The 20,621-nt window shown below is 63.3% G+C and carries 16 protein-coding genes and 2 tRNA genes; 11 read left to right on the top strand and 7 right to left on the bottom strand.

Features of this window, described 5'->3' with window-relative positions:
- Positions 1 to 29 precede the first annotated feature (29 nt).
- Positions 30 to 758: a 3-deoxy-manno-octulosonate cytidylyltransferase gene (locus tag NKJ89_RS17070; RefSeq protein ID WP_352604109.1), complete on the bottom strand. Its 729-nt coding sequence runs from the start codon at positions 756 to 758 to the stop codon at positions 30 to 32.
- 191 nt (positions 759 to 949) lie between these two features.
- On the opposite strand from NKJ89_RS17070, the gene NKJ89_RS17065 reads away from it, so the two are divergent.
- From NKJ89_RS17065 to NKJ89_RS17035, 7 genes are all read left to right on the top strand, one after another.
- Entirely contained in the window at positions 950 to 1,606 is a 657-nt protein-coding gene (locus NKJ89_RS17065) for a c-type cytochrome (protein WP_352604107.1), read from the top strand.
- Positions 1,607 to 1,763: 157 nt separating this feature from the next.
- Complete coding sequence (locus NKJ89_RS17060; RefSeq protein ID WP_352604105.1) at positions 1,764 to 3,641, top strand: extracellular solute-binding protein; 1,878 nt, start codon at positions 1,764 to 1,766, stop codon at positions 3,639 to 3,641.
- Entirely contained in the window at positions 3,641 to 5,509 is a 1,869-nt protein-coding gene (locus NKJ89_RS17055) for an extracellular solute-binding protein (protein ID WP_352604103.1), read from the top strand. The genes NKJ89_RS17060 and NKJ89_RS17055 overlap by 1 nt, the downstream gene beginning before the upstream one ends.
- Positions 5,510 to 5,539: 30 nt before the next feature.
- Positions 5,540 to 6,640: a microcin C ABC transporter permease YejB gene (locus NKJ89_RS17050; protein WP_352604101.1), complete on the top strand. Its 1,101-nt coding sequence runs from the start codon at positions 5,540 to 5,542 to the stop codon at positions 6,638 to 6,640.
- The gene (locus NKJ89_RS17045; RefSeq protein ID WP_352604099.1) at positions 6,640 to 7,785 is read left to right on the top strand and encodes an ABC transporter permease; all 1,146 of its coding nucleotides are present in this window, start codon (positions 6,640 to 6,642) and stop codon (positions 7,783 to 7,785) included. Before NKJ89_RS17050 ends, NKJ89_RS17045 begins: the two co-directional genes overlap by 1 nt.
- Positions 7,782 to 9,413 carry an ABC transporter ATP-binding protein gene (locus NKJ89_RS17040; RefSeq protein ID WP_352604097.1) on the top strand — a complete coding sequence of 544 codons (1,632 nt, stop codon included), beginning with the start codon at positions 7,782 to 7,784 and terminating at the stop codon, positions 9,411 to 9,413. Before NKJ89_RS17045 ends, NKJ89_RS17040 begins: the two co-directional genes overlap by 4 nt.
- Positions 9,414 to 9,442: 29 nt before the next feature.
- Entirely contained in the window at positions 9,443 to 10,384 is a 942-nt protein-coding gene (locus tag NKJ89_RS17035) for a 2-hydroxyacid dehydrogenase (protein WP_352604095.1), read from the top strand.
- Here NKJ89_RS17035 and NKJ89_RS17030 read toward each other — a convergent pair.
- Together NKJ89_RS17030 and NKJ89_RS17025 are read right to left on the bottom strand one after the other, a co-directional pair.
- A complete protein-coding gene (locus tag NKJ89_RS17030; RefSeq protein ID WP_023758170.1) occupies positions 10,381 to 10,743 on the bottom strand; it encodes a hypothetical protein in 363 nt (120 codons plus the stop codon). The two genes, NKJ89_RS17035 and NKJ89_RS17030, sit on opposite strands and share 4 nt — an antisense overlap.
- Positions 10,744 to 10,860: 117 nt before the next feature.
- Positions 10,861 to 11,775, bottom strand: coding sequence for a class I SAM-dependent DNA methyltransferase (locus tag NKJ89_RS17025; protein WP_352604093.1), 915 nt, complete (start codon positions 11,773 to 11,775; stop codon positions 10,861 to 10,863).
- A 105-nt stretch (positions 11,776 to 11,880) separates the two neighbouring features.
- Between NKJ89_RS17025 and NKJ89_RS17020 the strand changes: the two genes are divergently transcribed.
- Positions 11,881 to 12,891: a ligase-associated DNA damage response exonuclease gene (locus NKJ89_RS17020; RefSeq protein WP_352604091.1), complete on the top strand. Its 1,011-nt coding sequence runs from the start codon at positions 11,881 to 11,883 to the stop codon at positions 12,889 to 12,891.
- A gap of 4 nt (positions 12,892 to 12,895) precedes the next feature.
- On the top strand, positions 12,896 to 14,497 hold the full coding sequence (locus NKJ89_RS17015) for a cisplatin damage response ATP-dependent DNA ligase (RefSeq protein WP_352604090.1): 1,602 nt from the start codon (positions 12,896 to 12,898) through the stop codon (positions 14,495 to 14,497).
- Between the two features lie 23 nt (positions 14,498 to 14,520).
- On the opposite strand, the gene NKJ89_RS17010 is transcribed toward NKJ89_RS17015, so the two are convergent.
- A complete protein-coding gene (locus NKJ89_RS17010) occupies positions 14,521 to 15,675 on the bottom strand; it encodes a hypothetical protein (protein ID WP_023758174.1) in 1,155 nt (384 codons plus the stop codon).
- A 322-nt stretch (positions 15,676 to 15,997) separates the two neighbouring features.
- Here NKJ89_RS17010 and NKJ89_RS17005 point away from each other — a divergent pair.
- Positions 15,998 to 16,073 (top strand) — tRNA-Thr (locus NKJ89_RS17005).
- A 142-nt stretch (positions 16,074 to 16,215) separates the two neighbouring features.
- Here NKJ89_RS17005 and NKJ89_RS17000 read toward each other — a convergent pair.
- Positions 16,216 to 16,291 (bottom strand) — tRNA-Cys (locus tag NKJ89_RS17000).
- A 278-nt stretch (positions 16,292 to 16,569) separates the two neighbouring features.
- Here NKJ89_RS17000 and NKJ89_RS16995 point away from each other — a divergent pair.
- Complete coding sequence (locus NKJ89_RS16995; protein ID WP_352604088.1) at positions 16,570 to 16,758, top strand: YodC family protein; 189 nt, start codon at positions 16,570 to 16,572, stop codon at positions 16,756 to 16,758.
- A gap of 123 nt (positions 16,759 to 16,881) precedes the next feature.
- Here NKJ89_RS16995 and NKJ89_RS16990 read toward each other — a convergent pair whose 3' ends face one another.
- Positions 16,882 to 18,462 (bottom strand): indolepyruvate oxidoreductase subunit beta family protein, encoded by a 1,581-nt coding sequence (locus NKJ89_RS16990; RefSeq protein ID WP_352604087.1) that lies wholly within the window; start codon positions 18,460 to 18,462, stop codon positions 16,882 to 16,884.
- On the bottom strand, positions 18,455 to 20,608 hold the full coding sequence (locus NKJ89_RS16985; RefSeq protein WP_352604085.1) for a thiamine pyrophosphate-dependent enzyme: 2,154 nt from the start codon (positions 20,606 to 20,608) through the stop codon (positions 18,455 to 18,457). Before NKJ89_RS16985 ends, NKJ89_RS16990 begins: the two co-directional genes overlap by 8 nt.
- Between the last annotated feature and the right edge of the window lie 13 nt (positions 20,609 to 20,621).

Raw genomic sequence — 20,621 nt, 5'->3', positions numbered from 1 at the left:
CAAGGGGGTCTCAGCTTCGAAGGGATTTCTCAGTTTGCAAGGATGGTTCTGGCGCGTTCGAGATCTTCCGGCGTATCGACGCCAAGCGGCAGCGATTGGACGATCTCGGCGTCGATGCGCATGCCGGCTTCCAGCGCCCGTAGCTGTTCCAGCCGTTCTCGCCGCTCCAGCGGCGACGGCTTCAGCGCGACGAAACGCTCTAGCGCGGCGCGACGATAGGCATAGAGGCCGACATGATGATAGAGCGGCCCCTCGCCCCAAGGTGCCGTGGCGCGCGTGAAATAGAGCGCCCTCAGCCTGGTGCGGGAGAGCGGCGACCCGACGATCTTGACGACGTTGGGATTGGTCTTTTCCTCATCGCGGACGATCTCGACGCCGAGGGTGGCGATGTCCACCGCGCCGTCATCGAACGGCCTGAGCGAGGCGACGATGATGCCGGGATCGATGGTCGGCAGGTCGCCCTGCACATTGACGATCGTTTCGACCTTGCGCTCGGGATCGAGCGCGACCAGAGCCTCGTGAATGCGGTCGGAGCCGGATTGGTGGTCCATGCGCGTCATCACGGCCTCGAAACCATGCGCACGCACCGCTTCGGCCACGCTTTGCGTGTCGGTCGCCACCACGACCCGGCCGAGGCCGGACTCCGTGGCGCGGCGGGCGACATGGACGATCATCGGCGCGCCGGCGATGTCGGCCAGCGGCTTGCCCGGCAGGCGTGTCGAGGCCATGCGGGCCGGGATCAGAATCAGCGTGGACATGCGCGGTGCAAGGCGTCTCGAAGAGGACAGGGAAAGTGGCAAAAGGTCTCACTGGAAGCGCCCTTATAGGTGTTGCAACGCCGCAGCAAAAGACCTAGTTTCCGCCCGATTTGACCGCCCTGGCAGGGTGATCACGATACCGACGGACGGAGTGGACGGTTCGGTCCGCCGGAAAAGGGAGCAAGGGGCGTATGGATTCCAACGAAGTCAACAAACTGCTCGCCGGATTGCTCGGAACCGTTTTCGTCGTCTTCTCGGTCGGCATTGTGTCGGACGCGCTGTTTGCCTCGCCGGCGCCGGAAAAGCCCGGTTTCGCCATCGAGGCCGCCGAGCCCGCCGAAGGCGGTCCGGCCGCGCCTGCCGCCGAAGCCAAGCCGATCGCCGAGCTGCTGGCCACCGCCAATGTCGAGCAAGGCGCTGCCGTCTTCAAGAAATGCCAAGCCTGCCATTCCGGCGAAAAGGGCGGCCCCAACAAGGTCGGCCCCGATCTGTGGGATCTCGTCGACCGCCCGGTGGCCGAGCATGAAGGCTTTGCCTATTCGGCCGGCATGAAGGAATTTTCCAAGGGCGGCACCGAGAAGTGGACCTACGACAACATCAACCACTTCATCACCTCGCCGAAGAAATTCGTTAAGGGCACCGCCATGGGCTTCGCCGGCCTGCCGAAGGACGAGGACCGTGCCAACGTCATCGCCTATCTACGCACGCTGTCCGACAATCCGAAGCCGCTGCCGGCGCCAGGCGCTGCCGCCGACGCAACCGCGCCTGCCAAGCCGGCTGAAGGTGCCGCGCCGGCGAAACCGGCCGCTCCGGCTCCGGCCGCCCCCGCACCGGCGCCCGCTCAATAACCGGATATCCATCTCGACGACCCTGAAAAAGCCGGGTTCAGCCCGGCTTTTTCGTTAGGAAAGCCGCATATGCGGCGACAAAGCCGCGCATGGCGGTTTTCACGAGCGCCAAATCGTCTAGATTGTCCATGAACGGGCATTGCGAAGAGGATAGTGCATGACGGTTGGCCGAACGCTTCTCAAGTCGATGCTGGCGGCAGCCCTTCTGGCGGCAGGATTGCAGACGAGCCGAGCGGACGAATGGCGCACCGCCTCATCGCTGATCGGCGAGTCCAAATACGGCGACAACTTCCAGCACTACGACTACGTCAACCCGAACGCGCCCAAGGGCGGCACGTTGAATTCGGTGGTGCTCGGCACCTTCGACAGTTTCAATCCCTACATCGTACAGGGATCACCGGCCGCCGGCCTGGTCGGGTTCGGCGGCGGCCTGCTCTACGACACGCTGATGGAGCAGGCGACCGACGAAGGCAGCACCAGCCATCCCCTGATCGCCGACGCCTACAAATATCCCGCCGACTATTCCTCGGCGACCTACCGGCTCGACCCGCGTGCCAAATGGCATGACGGCCAGCCGATCACCGTCGACGACGTGATCTGGTCGTTCCAGGTGCTCAAGGCCAACAGTGCGCAATACAGCCGCTACTTCGAAAATGTCACCGATGCGGTGGCGATTTCGGACCACGAGGTCGAGTTCCATTTCAACCAGAAGGGCAACCGCGAACTGCCCAAGATCATCGGCGATCTTGCAGTGCTGCCGAAACATTGGTGGGAAGGCACCGATGCCAATGGCAAGAAGCGTGACATCACCAAGCCGACGCTGGAGATTCCGCTCGGCTCAGCCGCCTACAAGATCGCCAGCTTCAAACCGGGCTCGGAAGTCATCTGGCAGCGCGTGCCGGACTATTGGGCGGCCAAGCTGCCGGTGAAGATCGGCCGCGAGAATTTCGATACGCGGCGTTTCACCTACATACTCGATGACAATGCGGCCTGGTTGGCCTTCACCAAGGGCGGGCTGGAAGACCTCAACCGCGAATTCAGCTCGCGCAAATGGGCGACAGCTTATGATTTCCCGGCGATCAAGGCCGGCGACGTCATCAAGAAGGTCTTCGAGAGCCACTCGCCGCAGCCGATGCAGGCATTCGTGCTCAATCAACGGCGGCCGCTGTTCCAGGATCGCCTGGTGCGCGAGGCGCTGACCTATCCGTTCGATTTCGAGTCGATGAACCGAACGCTGTTCTTCGGTTCTAATACCCGTACTTCAAGCTATTTCCAGGGCACCGACCTGGCGTCGAGCGGTTTGCCGCAAGGCAAGGAACTGGAAATCCTGGAAAAGTACCGCGACAAGCTGCCGCCTGAACTCTTCACCCAGCAGTTCAAGCTGCCGGTCTACGATTCACCGCAAGCGGAACGGAAGTACCTCAAACAGGCCGTCGACCTCTTCGCCAAGGCCGGCTGGGTGATCAAGGGCGGCAAGATGGTCAATGCCAAGACCGGCGCTCCCTTCAAGTTCGAGATCCTGGGCTGGAACGACACCGACCAGGTGATCGCCAGCCCCTATATCGCCAATCTGCGCAAGATCGGCGTTGATGCCACGTTGCGCATCATCGACCAGACGCAATACATCAACCGCGTCAACCACTTCGAATTCGATGTCGTCACCGGCCTGTTCGGCCAGTCCGATTCGGCCGGCAATGAGCAGCGCGATTTCTGGAGCTCGAAGGCCGCCGACACGCCCGGTTCGCGAAATCTGATGGGCATCAAGGATCCGACCGTCGACGCATTGGTCGACCGCGTCATCTTCGCCACCGACCGCGAAGATCTCGTCGCCGCCACTCATGCGCTCGACCGCGTGCTGCTGTGGAATTTCTATGTCGTGCCGCAATATCATCGCTCGGCAATATGGGTGGCCTACTGGAACAAATTCGGCATCCCCGACAAGCAGCCTGCCTATTCCGGCTATGATCCCGACTCCTGGTGGATCGACGTCGACAAGGAAAAGGCGCTGGCGGCCAAATACAGGGGCAGCAATTGATGGCGGTGCTGCCCCGCCGTGATTTCCTGGCGCTGGGCACTGCTGCCGCTGCCGCCGCCATGCTGCCGGGCATGGCCTTCGCCGACATTGCGACCGGCGTGAAGCTGCACGGCTTGTCGGCCTTCGGCGACCTCAAATACAGCCCGGATTTCACCCATTTCGACTATGTGAATGTCGATGCGCCGAAGGGCGGCACCTTCAACTTCTCGCCGCCGAACTGGGGCTACAACCAGAACACGCTGACCTTCAACACGCTGAATTCCTTCACCCAGAAGGGCGATGCGCCGCCGCGCATGGAGATGTGCTTCGACGCGCTGATGGTCAGGGCTCTGGACGAGCCGGACGCCCTCTATGGGCAGCTCGCCGACGGCGTGACGCTTTCCGACGACCGCAACAGCTTCGAGTTCTCGCTGAGGCCGCAGGCGCGCTTCCACGACGGAACGCCGCTGACGGCAGAGGACGCCGCCTTCACCTTCAAGCTGTTCAAGGAAAAGGGCCATCCCGACTTTTCGCTGTCCTTGATCCACCTCGACGAGGCAGTCGCCATCGATCAGCACACGCTCAAGCTCAATTTTTCCGGCAAGCAGTCCGCCCGCACGGTGCTCAATGTCGTGGAGTTCCCTATCCTGTCGAAGGCCTTCTACACGGCCAACCCGTTCGACTCCTCGCAACTGAATCCGCCGCTCGGCTCCGGCGCCTACAAGGTTGGTCGCTTCTCGGCCGGCGCGTGGATCGAATACGACCGGGTGGCCGACTATTGGGGCCGCGACCTTCCGGTCAATCGCGGCATGAACAATTTCGACACTATCCGGATCGAGTTCTACCAGAACCGCATGGCCGGCTTCGAGGCGTTCAAAAAAGGCGAAATCACCTATCGCGAGGAATTCACGTCGCGCGTTTGGGCGACCGCCTACGACTTTCCGGCCCTGACCGCTGGCAAGGTGGTCAAGCACGAATTTCCCGCCGAGAAACGGCCGACGATGCAGGGAACCGCCGTCAACCAGCGACGCGAGCAATTTCGCGACGCGCGCGTGCGCCAGGCGATCGCTCTCTGCTTCGATTTTGAATGGACGCGGCGCAACTTCTTCTACGGCTCCTATGAGCGCTCGCAGTCCTGTTTCGAGAAGTCGGACTTTCGCTCAGAAGGACCGCCGTCGTCACAGGAACTGGCTCTGCTGGAGCCGTTGCGCGCACAGCTCCCAGCGGAGGTCTTTGGCGAGGCGGTAAGCCAGCCCCCGTCCGACGGCTCCGGCCGTGACCGCAAGCTGCTTGGCCAGGCAGCGAAGCTTCTGGCTGCGGCCGGCTGGAAAAGGTCGGGCGATTTTGTTGTCAACGACAAGGGCGGCCGGCTTTCGGCCGAGTTTATGGTCGACGACGATACCTTCGTCCAAATCTATTCGCCCTGGGTCGCCAATATGAAGGCGATCGGCATCGACGCCACGATCCGGCTGGTCGATTCGGCGCAATATCAAGCCAGACAGGCGACGTTCGATTTCGATCTGCTGTCGGCCGCTTTCTCGTTCAGCGCGACGCCAACGCGCGATGACCTCGAAACCTTCTTCCATTCAAGCATGGCAAAAGTGTCCGGCTCGCGCAACCTGCCGGGCATCGCAGATCCTGCGATCGACAAACTGATCGACGCCGTCGGCGCGGCCAAGGATCGGGAAAGCCTGACCGTTGCGATGCGGGCGCTCGATCGGGCCTTGCGCGCACGGCGCGATTGGATTCCAAGTTGGTTCCTGGCGAATCACCGAAGCGCCTTTTGGGACATGTTCGGCTTTCCCGAGCAGAAGCCCGATTTCGGCTTTCCGGTCGAGGCGCTGTGGTGGTTCGACAAGGGCAAGGCGGCAAAAATTGGCAAAGCCTGAGATATCAGTCCAACGAGGACAGAAAGCCTGATGGGCGCCTATATCCTGCGCCGCATCCTGTTGATGATCCCGACGCTGTTCGGCATCATGGCGATATCCTTCGCCGTCATCCAGTTCGCCCCCGGCGGGCCGGTGGAGCAGGTCATCGCCAGGTTGACCAACCAGGGCGGCAGCGACCGCCTCGGCGGTGGTGGCGGTGGCGACGCGGGCGGCAGCGCCAATTTTGACGTTGCCGGCGACGTCAGCTCGAAATATCGCGGCGCGCAGGGCCTCGATCCGGAATTCATCAAGAAGCTGGAAAAGCAGTTCGGCTTCGACAAGCCGCCGCTCGAGCGCTTCGGCATGATGTTGTGGAACTATATCAGGTTCGATTTCGGCGACAGCTATTTCCGCGACATTTCGGTGCTCGACCTGATCCTCGAAAAAATGCCGGTATCGATCTCGATCGGCCTGTGGATCACGCTTCTATCCTACCTGATCTCTATCCCGCTCGGCATCCGAAAGGCCGTCAAGGACGGCTCTCCGTTCGACGTCTGGACCAGCGGCGTCGTCATCGTCGGCTATGCCATCCCAGGGTTCCTGTTCGGCATCATGCTGATGGTGCTGTTCGCCGGCGGGTCGTTCTGGGACTGGTTTCCGCTGCGCGGCCTCACCTCGGACAATTGGGATCAGCTGTCCTGGTGGGGCAAGATCGTCGATTATTTCTGGCACATGACCTTGCCGCTGACGGCGCTGGTGCTGTCGGCCTTCGCCACCACGACGCTGTTGACCAAGAACTCGTTCCTGGAAGAGATCCGCAAGCAGTACGTGGTGACGGCGCGGGCCAAGGGCCTTTCGGAGCGACAGGTGCTCTATGGCCACGTTTTCCGCAACGCCATGCTGATCGTCATCGCCGGTTTTCCCGGCGCCTTCATCTCGGCCTTTTTCACCGGCTCGCTGCTGATCGAGAACATCTTTTCGTTGGATGGCCTAGGCCTGCTCGGCTTCAGGTCTGTGGTCGAGCGCGACTATCCTGTGGTGTTCGCCAACCTCTACATCTTCTCGCTGCTTGGGCTGTTCGTTGGGTTGCTGTCCGACCTGATCTACACCTGGGTCGATCCGCGCATCGATTTCGAGCGGAGAGACGTCTGATGTCGGATGCTACCGCGACCACAGAGGCGGCGCCGCAGCGGATCGCGCGGCCCTGGCTGTCGCCGCTCAACAAGCGCCGCCTGCAGAACTTCAAAGCCAACCGGCGCGGCTACTGGTCGCTATGGATATTCCTCGTCCTGTTCGTGCTGTCGCTGTTTGCCGAGTTCATCGCCAACGACAAGCCGATCATCGCTTCCTACAAGGGCGAGATCCTGTTTCCGGTGCTGGTCGCCTACCCCGAGGAAAAGTTCGGCGGCTTCTATGCCGTCACCGACTATCGCGACCCGGTCATACAGGACGAGATCAACGCCAATGGCTGGATGATCTGGCCGCCGGTGCGGTACTCCTACCAGACCGTCAACAACGCAATCCCGGAAGCAGCTCCCGCCAAGCCGTCCTGGGAGTACGATGCCAAGACGCGATGCAACCAATATCCCCAAGGTCCGGCCGATCCGGCCTGCATCGTCGGCAACTGGAACTGGCTCGGCACCGACGATCAGGCGCGCGACGTGCTGGCGCGCGTCATCTACGGGTTTCGCATCTCGGTGCTGTTCGGGCTGATCCTGACTGCTGGCTCGGCACTGATCGGCGTCGCGGCCGGCGCCGTGCAAGGCTATTTCGGTGGCTGGACGGATCTGCTGTTCCAGCGTTTCATCGAAATCTGGTCGGCGATCCCGGTGCTCTATCTCCTGCTCATCATAGCTGCCATCCTGCCGCCGGGCTTCTTCATCCTGCTCGGCCTGATGCTCCTGTTCTCCTGGGTAGCGCTGGTCGGCGTGGTGCGGGCCGAGTTCCTGCGCGCCCGCAACTTCGAATATGTCAACGCGGCGCGCGCGCTCGGCGTGCCCAACCGCACCATCATGTTCCGGCACCTGTTGCCCAACGCCATGGTGGCGACTTTGACCTTCATGCCCTTCCTGCTCTCAGGGTCGATCTCGACGCTGACTTCGCTCGATTATCTCGGCTTCGGCCTGCCGCCCGGCTCCGCGTCGCTCGGCGAACTGCTCAAGCAGGCGCAGCGAAACCTCAACGCGCCGTGGCTCGGCATTTCGGGCTTCATCGTCATCTCGCTGATGCTGTCGCTGCTGGTCTTCGTCGGTGAGGCGACGCGCGATGCCTTCGATCCGCGCAAGACGTTCAGATGAGCGGAGCCCCCCTGCTCAGCGTTCAGGACCTCAGCGTCGCCTTTAGCCAGGGCGGCGGCCAGTCGACGGCGGTCGACCACATCTCGTTCGACATCGCCAAGGGCGAGACGGTAGCGCTAGTCGGCGAATCCGGCTCCGGCAAATCGGTGTCAGCGCTGTCGGTGCTGAAGCTGTTGCCCTATCCCAGTGCCAGCCACCCCTCGGGAAAGATCCTGTTCCAGGGCGCCGACCTGCTTGCGATGAGCGAGAAGCAGTTGCGGCAGGTGCGTGGCAACAAGATCACCATGATCTTCCAGGAGCCGATGACCTCGCTCAATCCGCTGCACACGATCGAGCAGCAGATCGTCGAGATCCTGAAGCTGCATCAGGGTATGGCCGACCGCCCGGCCAAGGCGCGCACGCTGGCCTTGCTCAACGAGGTCGGCATCCGCGATCCGCAAAAACGCCTCGATGCCTATCCGCACCAGCTGTCCGGCGGTCAGCGTCAGCGCGTCATGATCGCCATGGCGCTGGCCAACGAGCCCGAATTGCTGATCGCCGACGAGCCGACGACGGCGCTCGACGTCACCGTGCAGGCGCAGATCCTCGAGCTGCTGGCCGGCTTGAAGAGCCGCAAAGGCATGTCGATGCTGTTCATCACCCACGATCTCGGCATCGTGCGCAAGATTGCCGACCGGGTCTGCGTGATGACCAAGGGCAAGATCGTCGAGACCGGTCCGACCAAGGAGATTTTCGCCAATCCGCAGCATGCCTATACAAAACATCTGCTGGCGGCTGAGCCGAAGGGCAAGCCGCCGGCGGCCAATGCCGCCGCCAAACCGGTGATGATGGGCAAGGACATAAAGGTCTGGTTCCCGATCAAGCAGGGCTTCTTCCGCCGCACCGTCGACAATGTGAAGGCGGTCGACGGCATCGATGTCACCGTGCGGGCCGGCCAGACGCTTGGCGTGGTCGGCGAATCCGGGTCCGGCAAGACGACGCTCGGCCTGGCGCTGGCGCGCATGATCTCCTCGACCGGAGCCATCCAGTTCAACGGGCGCGACATCAACCAGCTCACCTTCAACGCCATGCGGCCGCTCAGGCGCGAGTTGCAGATCGTCTTCCAGGATCCATTCGGCTCGCTCAGCCCGCGCATGTCGATCGCCGAGATCATCGAGGAAGGCCTGAAGATCCACGAGCCGAAGCTGTCGCCCGACCAGCGCGACGACAAGGTGGCGGCCGTGCTGAAGGAGGTCGGCCTCGATCCGGCGACGCGCAACCGCTATCCGCACGAATTCTCCGGCGGCCAGCGCCAGCGCGTCGCCATCGCGCGCGCCATGGTGCTCAACCCGCGCTTCGTCATGCTGGACGAACCGACATCGGCGCTCGACATGAGCGTACAGGCACAGGTCGTCGACCTGTTGCGCAGCCTGCAGGCCAAGCACGACCTCGCCTATCTCTTCATCAGCCACGATTTGAAGGTTATCCGCGCGCTCGCCAACGACGTCATCGTCATGCGCAATGGCAGGATCGTCGAAGCCGGCCCTTCCCGGCAGATTTTTGAAAATCCGCAAACCGACTATACTCGGGCGCTGATCTCGGCCGCCTTCAAGATAGAAACGGCGCCGGTCGGCATCGTCAGCGAGTAATTTGCGTGCAGAGGGACTAAAAGATCGCAATGGAAAAAGGCCGCATCCTGCTTGCCGTCACCGGCTTCAATCCGCAGCGCTGGCGCGAACTCCTGTCGGCCGAACGCGAGGTGGTGCTGGAACCGGACGGCGCCAGCGATCCTTCGATCACCTATGCGGTGGTGTGGAAGCAGAAGCCGAACCTGCTGGCCTCGCTGCCCAATCTGCGCGCCATCTTCTCGATCGGAGCGGGTGTCGACCACATCTTCGCCGACCCCGGGCTGCCCGACGTTCCGATCGTCAAGGTCGTCGCCGGCAACCTCACCCAGTACATGACCGAATACGTCGTCTGGCGGGTTCTCGACCATCACCGCCAATGCCTGCTTTACCGGTCGCAGCAGTCGAAGAAGATCTGGCACGAGCCGCAGCAAAGGCCGGCCGGCGACATTTCCGTCGGTATCATGGGCCTCGGCAGCCTCGGCCGCGCGGCAGCCTCGGTGCTGCTATCGCTCGGCTTTGCCGTGAACGGCTGGTCGCGCAGCGACAAGGCTATGGAAGGCGTGGCGACCTATTCCGGCGAGGCCGGATTGATCCCCTTCCTCAAGGCGACTGACATCCTTGTCGTACTTTTGCCGCTGACGCCGGACACCAAGGGCATCATCAACTATGGCGTGCTGAAGGAATTGCGGAAGCGCAACGGCCTCGGCGGCTCGGTGCTGATCAATGCCGGACGCGGCCGCCTGCAAAAGGACGCCGACATTTTGCGGGCGCTGGATGACGGCACGCTGAAGGAGGCGAGCCTTGACGTGTTCGAAGTCGAGCCGCTGCCGAAGACCAGTCCTATGTGGGGACATCCAAAAGTGTTCGTCACGCCGCACGCGGCAGCGACTTCCGACCCCGTCCATCTGGCGCCGATCATGCTGCGCCAGATGGACGCCTTCGAGCGCGGCGAAAAGCTCGACAATCTGGTGGACCGCAAGGCGGGGTATTAGCCAGGCAACGCCAATTTCTTCTGCTTGTCCGGTTGGCCGCACTGGCGGCGATTGATCGACCGGTTCATGGCATCGATCTCGCCGCTCGCCTGGTCGGTATCGCGCTTGACCTTGGAGCGCATGTCCGGCGTGAACGGGCCGAAGCCCATCGCCGGGTTGGAGAATGTCGGCTTGGCCGTCGTCGGAAGTTTGTATTGCTGCGCCAACCCGTTGCGCTGTGCTAGCAACTGATCGCACGGCACGCTGTCATACTGCAGGGACGACTGGATGTTGGCGTCCTGGCGTTCCGACATCGAGGTGCCGCCAACGCAGCCGGCTGTCAGCACGCAAGATGCCAAGATCATCATGTTCCAGCGCATCGAGATGCTCCTCCTGATATCGCGCCCTGATCCGACCAGATCGCAAATATCAGTCGCGCATGCAAATCGGACTTTTTTGGCAGCACGAATATTTGTGAGGCCGGCGAGACAGTATCCTCAAGCGGCCGGCAACTTGCCCGCCACAACGACCAGCCCGTTGACGGGTTCGCGCCGGTCTTGCCTGATCACGGTCGTTTCCAGCGACAGGACCGAAAATCCGTTGGCAGCCAGGACGTCACGCACATAGTGTTCCGCATGTGCGTAGCGGCGCGACGGCTGCAAGGCAAAATCGCCATTTCCGGCCAGCCCCTCGACGGAAAACGCAAACAGGCCGTCCTTGGCCAGCAAGCCGGCAATCGTCCTCACCGCGCCATCGAGCGCACCGACATAGATGAAGACATCGGCCACAGTCACCAGATCGGCCGGGCCGGCATGGACAAAATCCCGCAGATCGGCCTTGCCCAGGACATCGTAGACGCCCTTCGTCCGCGCCTTTCTCAGCATCCTGGCCGAAATGTCGTAACCCTCGAGCCGATCGACGATCGGCCGCAGCCTCTGCCCCATCAAGCCGGTGCCGCAGCCGAGATCGAGCGCCAGCGCGAAGCGGCTCGGCCTCGCCGCTCGAATGGCCTGGTCGAGCAGCTCAGGCAGCCGGTAGCCCAGTCTATCGACCAGCGATTCATCGAAGCTCTCGGCATAGTGGTCGAACAAAGTCTCGACGAAGGCGCTGGGCAGCGCGACGAGCGCCGGCGCCTTGCCGATCAATTGAAGGTTCAGGGCGGCGCCTTGTCGATCCGATGGATCGAGTTGCAGCGACATCGTCCAGGCCCGTGCTGCCAGATCCGGCGCGCCCGCCGCCTGCTGCATTTCGCCGAGACGAAACCAGCCCATCGCCCATTGCGGTGTCATTTCCAGCGCGCCGAGCAGCAATTCAGCCGCTGCCGCGTGAGCGCCATCCGCATGGAGCATCTCGGCATATTCGGCACGGCGATCGGCGTTCAAGTCGCCGGACGAGGCCTGAAGCGGTTTCATGACGGTTGGTCCTGTCGGCGGATCGATCCAGCGGTGCTGTATGCGGGAGTCAGCAGTCACTTACAACAGGCTTCCCGCGGCGGAATTATATCCTATCTTGCGACCATGCGCGCCAGCGACTTGCTTCATCCCCGGCCCGAGGGCCTTTATTGCCCGCCAGGCGATTTCTTCATCGACCCGGTGCGGCCGGTCAACCGGGCGTTGATCACGCACGGCCATTCCGACCACGCGCGTTCCGGCCACCGCTCGGTGCTGGCGACGCAGCAGACGCTCGACATCATGGGGCTGCGCTACGGCGAGGATTTTGCGGGAACGACGCAAGCAGCCGGGCTCGGCGAGACGATCGTCCTCGACGGCGTCAGCGTCAGCTTCCATCCAGCCGGCCATGTGCTGGGCTCGGCGCAGATATCAGTTGAGCATCAGGGCACGCGCATCGTCGCCTCCGGCGACTACAAGCGGCAGAGGGACGCCACCTGCGCGCCATTCGAGCCGATCCGGTGCGATGTGTTCATCACCGAAGCGACCTTCGGCCTGCCGGTATTCCGTCATCCACCCGACACCGAGGAGATCGCTCGCCTGCTGAAATCGGCGGCACAGTTTCCCGAACGCTCGCATCTGGTCGGCGCCTATGCGCTCGGAAAAGCGCAGAGGGTGATGCGGCTGTTGCGCGACGCCGGCTACGACCGGCCGCTCTACATCCACGGCGCACTGGCCAAACTGAGCGAATACTACCAGAGCCAGGGCATCGACCTTGGGCAGCTGGAGCCGGCAACCGTAGAAAGCGGCGGCAGGGATGATTTCGCCAGCGCCATCGTCGTCGGCCCGCCATCGGCCTTCGCAGACCGCTGGGCAAGGCGCTTTCCCGATCCGATCTCGTGCTTTGCCTCAGGCTGGATGCGCATCCGCCAGCGCGCCAAGCAAGGCGGCGTCGAACTGCCGCTTATCATCTCGGACCATGCCGACTGGGACGAACTGACCGCCACCATCAAGCAGACCGGAGCCGAGGAAATCTGGGTGACGCATGGCCGCGAGGAAGCGTTGGTACGCTGGTGCGAACTCGAAGGCATCGCCGCCCGGCCGCTGCACCTGGTGGGGTACGAGGACGAGGGCGATTGATGGCATGAACCGCTTCGCCGAACTTCTCGATCGCCTGGTGCTGACGCCGTCGCGTAACGGCAAGCTGACCTTGCTGACGGACTATTTCCGCACCGTGGAGGATCCCGATCGCGGTTTGGCGCTGGCGGCCATCACCGGCGACCTCCACATCGCGGCGGTCAAGCCGGCGATGCTGCGCACGCTGGTCACCGAGCGCATGGATCCGGTGCTGTTCGGCTATTCCTACGACTATGTCGGCGATCTTGCCGAAACGGTCTCGCTGGTCTGGCCGCAAACGTCCGGAAACATCCCCAACCGCGAGCCGACGCTGGGCGAGGTCGTCGCCAAACTGCAGGCGGCAAGCCGTTCCGACGGACCGAAGGTGCTGGCGGGGCTGCTCGATAGCGCCGGCATCTCGGCCCGCTTTGCCATCATCAAGCTGGTCACCGGCGGCCTGCGCATCGGCGTGTCGGCGCGGCTGGCGAAGCAGGCGCTGGCGGATTTCGGCAAGGTCGATGTCACCGAGATCGAAGAGCTTTGGCACGGGCTGTCGCCGCCCTACACGGCGCTGTTCGCGTGGCTGGAAGGCAAGGCCGAAAAGCCCCGGAACACGGCGATGGCGCTGTTTCGCCCGGTAATGCTGTCGAACCCGGTGGGTGACGGCGATCTCGAAAAGCTCGATCCGGCCGATTATGCGGCCGAGTGGAAATGGGACGGCATCCGCGTCCAGGCGGTGGCCGAAGGCGGCATCCGCCGGCTCTATTCGCGTACCGGAGACGATGTTTCGGGTGCCTTTCCCGACCTCGCCGACGCCATGCTTTTTTCCGCGACGCTGGACGGCGAGCTGTTGGTCGGTGATCCCCGAGAGGCGACAGGGACATTCTCGGATCTGCAGCAGCGGCTGAACCGCAAGACGGTTACCGCGAAGATGCAGCAGCAATACCCGGCCTTCATGCGCTGCTATGATGTGCTGCAGATCGGCGACGAGGATTTGCGCGCGCTGCCGTTTCGCGAGCGACGCGGCCGCCTCGATACCTTCGTGAAGACGCTCGACCCAAGCCGGTTCGATCTGTCGCCGTTCGTCGAATTCTCGGACTGGCATGCGCTGGAAGAACTGCGGCGGGTACCGCTGCATCCAATCATCGAAGGTGTCATGCTGAAGCGCTGGGACTCAGCCTATGTCGCCGGCCGGCCGAAAGGCCCTTGGTTCAAGTGGAAGCGCGATCCGCACACTGTGGACGCGGTGCTGATGTATGCGCAGCGCGGTCATGGCAAGCGCTCGAGTTTCTACTCGGATTATACGTTCGGTGTCTGGTCCGGTCCCGAAGGCGAGGAGGAGCTGGTGCCGGTCGGCAAGGCCTATTTTGGCTTCACCGACGAGGAGCTGAGGCAGATCGACAAATATGTCCGCGACAACACGGTCGAGCGTTTCGGCCCGGTGCGCTCGGTGCGGGCCGACCGCGACAACGGCCTTGTGCTGGAAGTCGCCTTCGAGGGGCTCAACCGCTCGACCCGGCACAAATCCGGCGTCGCCATGCGCTTTCCCCGCGTATCACGATTGCGCTGGGACAAGCCGGCCAACGAGGCCGATCGGATCGAGACGCTGCAGGCGCTGCTCGACCGCTAGAGCGGCCTTTTCAGCGTCGGGGCTTACGGCTCGACCGAAACACGGATTTCGTAGATGTCGGCGGCCTTGCCCTGCTTGTCGAAGTCGGAATTGATGGCGATGGTGCCCGCAGAACCGGGACGCTTGTCGGGAAACTTCACGTCGAACAGATATTCGTTCTGCTGCTGGCCGACCGCGTAGCGCTTGCGGCCGCAATCGCCCAGTTCTCCGAAATTGCAGTCGACGGAAACTTGCGTCTCCTTGCCTTCCTCGGAGCGGGCAATGATGTCGAACACGGCATGTTTGCCGGCGAGCTTCTCCAGCACGCCTTGCCCGACATCGAAGCTGATCGCCGAACCGGACGCTCCAGAGCGTATGCGCAGGAACGAGCCGGTATCGTCCTTCATCACCTCGGCCTTGGCGTCGGACGGGGCGCTGACATGTGACGCGTCGGTCGGCGAAAACACGTTGATCCAGTCGTGTGCCTGATCCGCGGCACCGGGCTTTGCCGGTCCGCCGGGCGGTGTGAAATCGTCGTCGTTGACGGTCGGCGGCGCCTGCGGCGGGGCAGTATCAAGCTGCGCCTGTGTCTTGAAGACGCCGGTCTGCACGGCGAAGAACAGGCCGATGCCAACAGCGGCAAGCAGCGTCACGGTCAGGAAGATGGCGGTCAGCGGCAGGCGACGTCCCCTTATGCGCCGTTCATCGCGATCGGGCGCCACTTCCGCGGCGGCACCGGCCGAGCCCGGAGCCGACATGTCGATGGACGGGGCGTCGGGAAGGGCAGCGTCCGGCATGATATCGGGAACGACGGGCAGCACGCGCGAGCGCGGCGCATCTGAGGCAGAGCGCGGCGCATCCGAGGCGGGTTGCACAGGCCCGTCGACGACAGCGGGTGCCGATGGATGTTGGCCGGCCTCGGCCGCTGGAGCGGAGTCCGCACCAAGCTCGACCGCCGGGGCATCGCCCTGCGGGCCGACATCCGGCACCGCCGGCAGGAACTCGGATTCGATCTCGGTGATTTTCGCCTGGATCGCCTTACGGCGCTTGATGGCGAGTTCCACGGTCACGTCCGGATTGGCCTTTAGCGCGCGATCGAGCGCGGAAAAAGCCGCACGATAGACCCTTTCGCGGAACGCGCGGTCCTCGGCATTGCCTTTCTCCAAGGCGTTCCGGATCGCTTTTTCGATCGCGTCCAAGCGGGTCCCTCTGTCCGTTCGCCAACCTTGCCGTGATCGTTAGCCGCAGGCGGCCAATCAATCAACGGGCGAACGGCGCATTCTGCCTTGGAGAGGTATGCAAAGTCCATTGCGGCGCTGTTCCGGCAACGAAATCAGCATGTTTCATCGATTTGCACGCGCCGGAGGCACGCAGCGTGACCTCGCGACCGATTTGCGAACAAGGCGGCGGCCGGCTTTCGACGACGGCATGACACGCTCGCATGAATCGCCAAGTCGCATCTTGAATTCGCGGCCGGTTGCGTCTATCAACCCCCGCATCTTGGAGGCCTTAGCCTCCCGGGCCGCTTTAGCTCAGTTGGTAGAGCACCGCATTCGTAATGCGGGGGTCGCGTGTTCGAGTCACGCAAGCGGCACCATCCCCCCAAAAGAACTATTGATGGCGCCCCACTGGCGCTAAGCCCCTTGCGTCCGGCCTATCATTTCTTTGGTGATTGTGTTCCTGAATGCTTGCCGGACGGGATTGGCATCCGCTGATGGTCCGACAGCAGCTTGGAAAGGTGGAGGCCTCGCCTCGGGATCGAACCGAGGCTTCAGAGATTTGCCGTCTCCAGCGTAGCCGCTCCGCCACGAGGCCATCGGTGTCCAAGTAACGGCCAAATGTTTACGGAAAGGTTAAGACCGAGCAGATCGATCGAACCGCCGCGAACCACATCGACCAGAACGGTCGGCGACCCTCTCGACCTCACCGAAATTCACCCGCGATGCATCGCCTTCGCACCTGTTCATGCTCACGACGTCCTGGCCCGTCGTCGCGCTGCTGGTGCAAAGGAATGCGGCGCCGGCGAAACACATCTGCCATTGTCGAGGCCCTGGTTTGGTGTGAAACTCGTGGCCTCAGCATGGGAGGTCAAAATGCCCAATACTTTCAAGACTGGAGACGTCGTCAGGCTGAAATCCGGGGGCCCCAGGATGACGGTGAGCGATAGCGCTGCCTCGGGCATGTATCTGTGCCACTGGTTCAATCGCGAGGGCGAAGTGTGGACCCCGCAACATGCCGGGTTCAAGCCTGAACAACTGATTGCGGCCGAACAGTCGGACTAGCGGCCAGGCTGACGCAGTGTGCCGGAGGCGTGGTCGATGCCTTTGGCGAAGATGCGCTCGCCCTTCGCCCGTGTCGCCGCCATCCGAAGGGCCGCCGGCCCCGATGGGTGCCTGCCAGCTATTTCAACTGACTGGATCCGGCCCCAGCGTCGCCACCGTCTTCAACGCGCCGTCGAGCATGTCGCCCTTCTCGTCCTTCAGCGCCATCTCGCGCAGGCGACGGATCCAGTCGGCGGCATCCGCTCGGCCCTTGACCAGATCGAGCGCGGACAGCACGCGGTCGAATTTCGACTGGGCGCGGACATGGGTGTCGCTGTAGCCCTTGATCAGCCGGCGGCAATTGAGGATCTCGACGGCCAGCGCGTAATCCCGGGGCACATGGTCGAGCGCCAGCGCGTACCAGCGATCGAGATGCGCCATCTCGACCTTGTGGCGCAGCAGGCTGCGGCGCCAGCGGCGCAGGCCGCCGATGAACCAGAGTGCTGCAAAGCCGGCAAAACTGTCGGTGCGGATGCGGCGGCCATGGTTGACGCGGCGGTCGAGAAAGGCGGCCAGCTTCGGCCGGTCCTCGATGTAGCTGCCCAGACCCGCTGGCAGGGTGCCGCAGAATTCCTCGATGCGCGGATGGAAATACTCGGTCACCTGCAGGATCGAGCCGTCCTTGACGCCGACCTCGTGGCGCACGCGCCTGTTGCGTGTGGAGCGTGTCTTCAGATCGGCGACGCGGATCATGTCGTCGTAACACAGCGCATTGGCCAGATGCTTCGCCGCAGCGATGGACAAGCCATATCCGCGATCCGGCCCGTCCAGCGCAACCGCCTTGTCCAGCCGGTCGAGATACTCGCGCCCGTAGGCGATGTCCTGATAGTCGACGACCTTTCGCAGGCCCCGAAGCGCCATGTCGCGCACCGCCACCGGCATCAGATCGATACGGGCGGCCAGGGCCTGCCAGCCTTGTAGCAGGTTTTGTGGACCGCTGACGCGTCCGGCGCCCAGGACAGATTCGACAAGCGCGGGCTCAGCTTGCTTCTGCGCCGGCGCTGCCGTACCGCGCGTGCGATCGAACGCAGCACCGAAGGCGGCGAGGCTGGCCTTGACGCCCCGGCCACCGGCACCGATCGCCTGTTCGTAGCTCTCGCGAGAGAACGGCAGGGCGTCGGACCCCGCCAGCGCGCCAAGCAGGCTGGCCGAGATCATCGAGCCATTGTCGGCGGCGATCTTTTCCATGTCGAAAGCGATGAAGCGCTTCGCGGCGGCTTCCGCCGTCGCATGCACTTTGGAGGACGAGGCGCGGCCATCGCCCGGTTCGATCTTTTCCGACACGGCAGCGATGCGATGCGACGAGGCGATCAGCGTGGTACGCTCGGGCGTGACGAAGCCGCGGATGATGGCGCGGCCGGCTTCCATCAGTTCCGCCGCGATCAGGATGTCGACGTCACCTTGCGAGGGCGACAGCGCGAAGACCGGCAGCCGGCCGGTGTCGCGGGCCATCTCGACATAGTAAATGGTGGCGCCGGTGCGCTGGGCGACGCCGGCGACCGAGGTCGATTGTGCAACATAGCCGTTGCGCTCGGCGACATCGGTGATCCAGTCGGCCAGCACGCCGCCGCCCTGGCCACCGACCGCCAGCACGGCAAGCTTGATGACGCGCTCGCCGTCCTGGGCGCCGGGCCGGGCGCGAAATGGCGGGACAGCGTCAAGCATCGGCGAAGGTCAGGCGCCGGCTTTCGCGGCGGCGCTGCAACAGGCTGATGGTGGCGCGGCGCACCGCTTCGAGGGTGCGGTCCCAACGGCTCGGATTGTGCACGACGTCGGCACGGTAGAAGGATGGGCACAACACCGCCGCATCGGCGACCTCGCCGCAATTGCCGCAGCCGACGCAGCTCTGGTCGATATGCGCCACCGGATCGTCGCGCAGTGGATCGTCGAGCGACTTGACCGACAGCGACGGACAGCCCGACAGCCGCATGCAGGCATGGTCGCCGGTGCAGACGTCCTCGTCGACGCCGAACTTCGGTTTTATCACCCGCTCGCCGCCCTTGATTGCCTTGTCGACCAGCGGCTTTTCGCGGCGCTGGCGGTTGAGCATGCATTCGGACGAGGCGACGATGACCTTCGGCCCCTTCTCGTCCGTCGTCAGCGCCTCACGCAACGTGTCCTGCATCTTGGTCACGTCATAGGTGCCGTCGACATGGCGCAGCCATTTGACGCCCATCCCTTTCACCGCCTCAGTGATCGGATGCTTCGTCGACTTGGTCTTGTTGCCCGCGCGGGACGACAAGATGTCCTGCCCACCGGTGGCGGCCGAATAGAAATTGTCGACGATGACGATGACGCCATCGTTCTTGTTGAAGACCGCATTGCCGATCGAGGAGGTCAGGCCGTTGTGCCAGAATCCGCCATCGCCGACGAAGGAGATCGAACGGCGCTTGGCATCGGGCGAGTTGAATGCCGAGGCCGAGGCCGGCCCCAGCCCGTAGCCCATGGTGGTGGCGCCGAGCTCGAAAGGCGGCATGATCGAAAACAGATGGCAACCGATGTCGGAGGCGATGTGGTGGTTGCCGAGTTCCTGCTCGACCAGCTTGGTCGCGGCAAAGATCGGCCGCTCCGGGCAGCCGATGCAGAAACCGGGCGGTCGTCCTGGAACGACATTGATCAGGTCGGCTGTATCGACGCCGTCGCCGACCTTGTTGGGGGCGCGTACCTCGCCCGGCAGCAGATGCGGCGCCTCGGCGCGCAGGAAGGCGCCGATGCCGTCGAGCATGACCTGGCCGGTGTATTCGCCGGCCATCGGCAGATGCTCCTTGCCGACCAGCCTGGTGCCTCGCCCGGCCTTGTGCAGCATCGCGGCGAAGGCCTGTTCGATGTAATTGGGCTGGCCCTCCTCGACGACCAGCACCGACTGCTTGCCTTCGCAAAAGGACAGGAACTCGTCGTCGATCAAGGGGTAAACGGCGTTGAGCACGTAGAGCGGCACATCGGTGTCGCCATAGGTGTCGGCAAGGCCGAGACGTTGCAACGCGCGAATGACCGAATTGTACATGCCGCCCTGCATCACGATGCCGACCGAGCCGTGATCGGACCCGAAGAATTCGTTGATCCTGTTCTTGGCGATGAACTCCACCGCCGCCGGCCAACGTTTCTGCACCTTCTCCTTCTCATGCAGGAAGGATGCGGGCGGCAGCACGATGCGGCCGGTGTCGCGGCGTGGTGCGTCGAGCGCATCGGCGACCGTCATCGGCGGCCGCTTGTTGTCCTTGGCGATGAAATGGCCGTGGACATGGCAGCAGCGGATGCGAACCTGCAGCATGACCGGCGTGTTGGAGATCTCCGACAGCTCGAAGCCGTCCTCCACCGCCTTGACGATCGACGGCAGATTGGGGCGCGGGTCGAGCAGCCAGACCTGGCTTTTCATGGCGAAGGCATGGCTGCGTTCCTGCATGATCGAGGAGCCCTCGCCGTAATCCTCGCCGACGATGATCAGTGCGCCGCCGGTGACACCGCCGGACGCGAGATTGGCGAGCGCGTCGGAGGCGACATTGGTGCCGACCGTCGACTTGAAGGTCGCAGCGCCACGGATCGGGTAGTGCACCGAGGCGGCCAGCATGGCGGTGGCGGTGGCTTCCGAGGCACTAGCCTCGAAATGCACGCCGAGCTCGCCCAGAATGTCCTGTGCGTCGGCCAGCACGTCCATCAGGTGACTGATCGGCGCGCCCTGGTAGCCGCCGACATAGCCGACGCCGCATTGCAGCAGCGCCTTGGTGATGGCGAGGATGCCTTCGCCGGCAAATTCCTCGCCGGCGCCGAGCCGAAGCTTCTCGACTTCCTTGGCAAAAGACCGTTCGGCCATTTTTTCAATCCTT

Source organism: Mesorhizobium sp. M0047 (assembly GCF_040323315.1).
Taxonomy (GTDB): Bacteria; Pseudomonadota; Alphaproteobacteria; order Rhizobiales; family Rhizobiaceae; genus Mesorhizobium.
Note: the sequence above shows the minus strand (reverse complement) of the source record. Positions and strands in the feature narration are given on the sequence as shown.